The sequence below is a fragment of the Candidatus Symbiopectobacterium sp. genome (assembly GCF_020054415.1).
Classification (GTDB): Bacteria; Pseudomonadota; Gammaproteobacteria; order Enterobacterales; family Enterobacteriaceae; genus Symbiopectobacterium.
In genome coordinates this window covers 1-3,648 of record NZ_JAHWCO010000649.1, presented here as the reverse complement: position 1 = coordinate 3,648, position 3,648 = coordinate 1, and the positions used below count along the sequence as shown (strand labels likewise).

Here is a 3,648-nt window from a genome sequence, read left to right as displayed (position 1 = left end):
TGTGTTTGATAATGGGATTGTTAGTATGAAGCATGAGAGTTACCTCGCGTTTTGTTTAAGGATCAGACACCCATATCAAAACCGGTAACTCTCAACCTTTCAAGGTCCAGTGTCAGATCTAGTCGCGACTAATACACCTTATAGCCATCAAAATCCGCTTTGGGCAGATCGTCACGCCAACCAACCACGCGTTTAAACGGTGTTTCGGTGTCAAAGGCCGCCAGCAGGTAAATCTGTCGCCCTTCGCCCAAAATGATGCGTTTGGCTTCTGCGGCAATTTCAACCTTGCGCCCACTAACATCTTCGATAACGATCAGGGCGGCATACGACAGGCAGGTGACACTCCATAACGCGATGGTAGCTATCCAATGTAGCGTTTTCTTCATTTTTATCCCTGATTTTTATATGTATAATGAGACTCATTATCATCCTTAAAATAAGATGCTGCGCGCCAGAGCAGACGCAATGGCTTTTTGACGTCAGGCACGTTCAGAGAGAAAAACCAGAATCAGGCACGTCAGAAGAACGGACGGATACCACCGGTAATGGCAGGTTGTGCCGAGAGATAAAGCAGAATCCCCACGCCAAACAGTAACATACCACCCGCCAGCGACAACGTGCTCCAGGCGGTCTGTTGCCACAACATACGCGCACGTGAGCGGCCCATACGTTCAATCACCCGGCGGCAAAAGAACACCAGCAGCGCCAACACCGAGAGGGTAATGGCCGTGCCCAGCGCCATGGCGAGCGCAGAAGCAACGCCCCAGGCAAACACGCCGATCACTTTGGAGAACAACAGCACCAGGATGGCCCCCGAGCAGGGACGCAACCCCGTAGCACACACAATCGCCACTCGGGTACGCCAGCCATCACCACGTTGCAATTCCTCTTGGGAGGGGAGATGACGATGGCCGCAACCGCATACGCCATCATCCGTCACGGGCGATAACGGCGCTAACGGTAGCGAGTGCGCCTGTGCGGTTAACACGTGAATACGCTGAATATTGGGTTTGCTGGCATGTCGGGCATGGGTAATCGCCGCCCACAGACGTTTAAGGGCGCGCACGCTGAGCCACAATCCCAGTAGCGCCACCAGCATAAAACTGGCCTTTTCCATCCAGAAACTGCTGGCGTGCAGTGCCCGGCTGGAGAGTTGCAAAACCCCCAACGTGACGCTCACTAACCCAATCGCCATCATGCCTTGCAGCAGCGAGGATGCCAGCGTCAGTTTCAGACTATTTTTAAGCTGCGTCGGATGGGTGGCAAGGTAGGTGGCGATCACCACTTTACCGTGTCCCGGCCCCACCGCGTGCAAGATGCCGTAGACCAGACTGAACGCCAGCAGGCTCAGCCCCGCCTGATGCGGCTGTTCGTGCACCGCCTCAAGCAGCGCTGACATCTGTTGATGCATCACCTTCTGCCAGGCAACGCTTTGCAGCAGAATATCCTGCCAGTAGTGCAGCACCACCTGAGCCCCCAGCGACAACAGCAGTAAAAAAACCACTAACGGCCACAGGCCGAGACACAGTCTCAAGGTGTGATGACGTTTTCGTTTTTCAAACACAGTCAGTGGCATTCCAGCGTAATTTGTTGTGCAAACTGTTTGCCCAGCGCCAGATCCCCATCGGGGGCATCGGCTTTATCCAGCGACAGCGCATAAGAACGTAAATCAGCGCTGGGTTTCGGGGTAAACAGCGCTGTTTTACAGTGTTCCGCCAGCACAGGCGCGAGGCGGACAGCGTTTTTATCCTGATAGGACATATCGACAAAATAGGTCGGTTCATAGGTAGAAATCTGTAGCGGCGCGCCTTTTAAAGGCTGCGGATGCGCCAGCGGCAGCACAAACTCCAGCACCGCTTTGTTACCTTGCCGCGACAGATGATATTCTGTCGGCAGCGGTTGAAATTTCACCGCCGCGTTATCCCGGTAGATCTCAGTAAAATAGTGCTGGCCCAACACGTTCGCCATCACTTCCGCCGCCAGCTTTTTCCAGATTTCAGAGTCACTTTTCGCCTTGCCCGCATCGTAGAGCAGATCTGCTGAGGTGATCGGGTCCATCGTCCAGTGCATACGCAACCCAGTGATGGTGTCATTGTCACCTTCAACCGTGGTTTGGATATCAATAAAACTGTGGGGATGCGCCCACACCGAAGGCGAGGCAAGCGACAGCAGCGAGAACAACACACCCCACCGCCACCCTAACCGAGCACAACAGCAACCGAAAGTGTTATAACGTAACATAATGTATCGTCTCTTGACGCAGATAATGACACCCGGACTTTCCAGGTGTCAGACTGATGACAAAATCACTTTACCTCGTCATCCTATTCCAAAATGAACCTGATACTCGGTTTATGTGTGCTGAACGGGCGTGGCGGGTCGCAAAAACAGCGCGGGAACCACTAGCGCCGCCATCATCCAGAAGGTAGCGTGTTGCAGATGTTCAAACAAAAATCCCGACACCACCGTCATCACCGCAATGCTGCCGCCCATTGCCAGTGCCGAGTAGACGGCCTGCAAACGCAGCACGTCGCCACCGCTACGCGCAGAGATAAAGCGCATGGCGGCTAGGTGGCACAGGGTAAAGGTACCGCAGTGCAATCTGTATCACAATCAGCCAGGTTAGCGCTACGGTGGCCCCCATCAGCCCCCAGCGAACAATGCCCGCCACCGCTGACAGCAGCAACATATCGCGGGCGCTGAAACGCTAAAACCAGCGTTTGCTGAACATAAACACCACCACCTCAGCCACCACCCCCAGCGACCACAAATAGCCTATCACCGCTGGCGAATACCAGGCATCCTGCCAGTAGATAACGCTGAAACCGTAATAGGCCGCGTGCGCCCCTTGCAAAAACGCCACGCAAAGCAGAAAGCGCCACACGCCCGCTTCACGTAACAATTGCGGCCAGGGGGTTACCGCCGCAGTGTGCTCGCCCCCCGCGCTGGTCAGTGGCATCACAGAAGGTCGCAGCAACATGCCCAACAGCATACAAACCAACCCGGCGGTCAGCGTTGCCAGGATTGCGGTGTGCCCCCAGGCGGCCACCAATTCACCGGTGACAGCAGAGCCAATCACAAAGGCTATCGAGCCCCAGACGCGCACTTTGCCATAATCCATAGCGATCTGGCGTTGCCAGGTGGCGGCCAACCCACCGTTGAGCGGCACCAGCGGTGAAGAGAACAGATTAAAGCCCACAATCACCAGCAGCAACCACACCCAGGCATTTCCCAGCCAGAAACCCAGCGCAAGGAGCAGTGACAACAACGCCAAAAAACGTATCGCATTAATAAGATGAGCGGGATTTTTTACACAAGGGGTAATGAAGAGACTCCCTACACAGCGCGCGACGGTCGTGTATTCAATATGTTGATTGCAGCGTGAAATGTCCGGTTTTGGATGTGGAATACAGTGGCTAAAGTTGATGTAATATGCCCGTTTTGTGAACAGACATCTCCTGTGAAAAAACACGGTTATGGCAAAAGTGGCCATCAGCGTTACCGTCTTCAGTCATGCAAACACGGATGGCTACAGGGCTTACAACGACGAACTTCCAAAAGTAAAACACATTGTTAGCAAGCTGTATACACAGCGTATTGAGTGTGCACATCTGACACTGCGTAACCGATTGCAACGGCTCAATCGCA

At 54.0% G+C, this 3,648-nt stretch carries 3 protein-coding genes and 3 pseudogenes; 2 read left to right on the top strand and 4 right to left on the bottom strand.

Going from position 1 to position 3,648, the window contains the following annotated elements:
- Positions 1–140: 140 nt before the first annotated feature.
- From QZ506_RS18795 to QZ506_RS18780, 4 genes and pseudogenes are all read right to left on the bottom strand, one after another.
- Positions 141–386: pseudogene (locus QZ506_RS18795) on the bottom strand (ABC transporter substrate-binding protein); the annotation flags it as partial.
- 131 nt (positions 387–517) lie between these two features.
- Positions 518–1,564: a nickel/cobalt transporter gene (locus QZ506_RS18790; protein ID WP_291973091.1), complete on the bottom strand. Its 1,047-nt coding sequence runs from the start codon at positions 1,562–1,564 to the stop codon at positions 518–520.
- A 2-nt stretch (positions 1,565–1,566) separates the two neighbouring features.
- Complete coding sequence (locus QZ506_RS18785) at positions 1,567–2,241, bottom strand: DUF1007 family protein (protein WP_291973089.1); 675 nt, start codon at positions 2,239–2,241, stop codon at positions 1,567–1,569.
- 111 nt (positions 2,242–2,352) lie between these two features.
- Positions 2,353–3,352 (bottom strand): annotated as a pseudogene (locus QZ506_RS18780) (3-phenylpropionate MFS transporter); the annotation flags it as partial.
- Between the two features lie 60 nt (positions 3,353–3,412).
- On the opposite strand from QZ506_RS18780, the pseudogene QZ506_RS18775 reads away from it, so the two are divergent.
- Both QZ506_RS18775 and QZ506_RS21710 read left to right on the top strand, forming a co-directional pair.
- A pseudogene (locus tag QZ506_RS18775) lies at positions 3,413–3,520 on the top strand (IS1 family transposase); the annotation flags it as partial.
- Positions 3,477–3,648: IS1 family transposase (locus QZ506_RS21710; RefSeq protein ID WP_367273038.1), on the top strand; the 172-nt coding region annotated here is incomplete at its 3' end. The pseudogene QZ506_RS18775 and the gene QZ506_RS21710, both read left to right, overlap by 44 nt.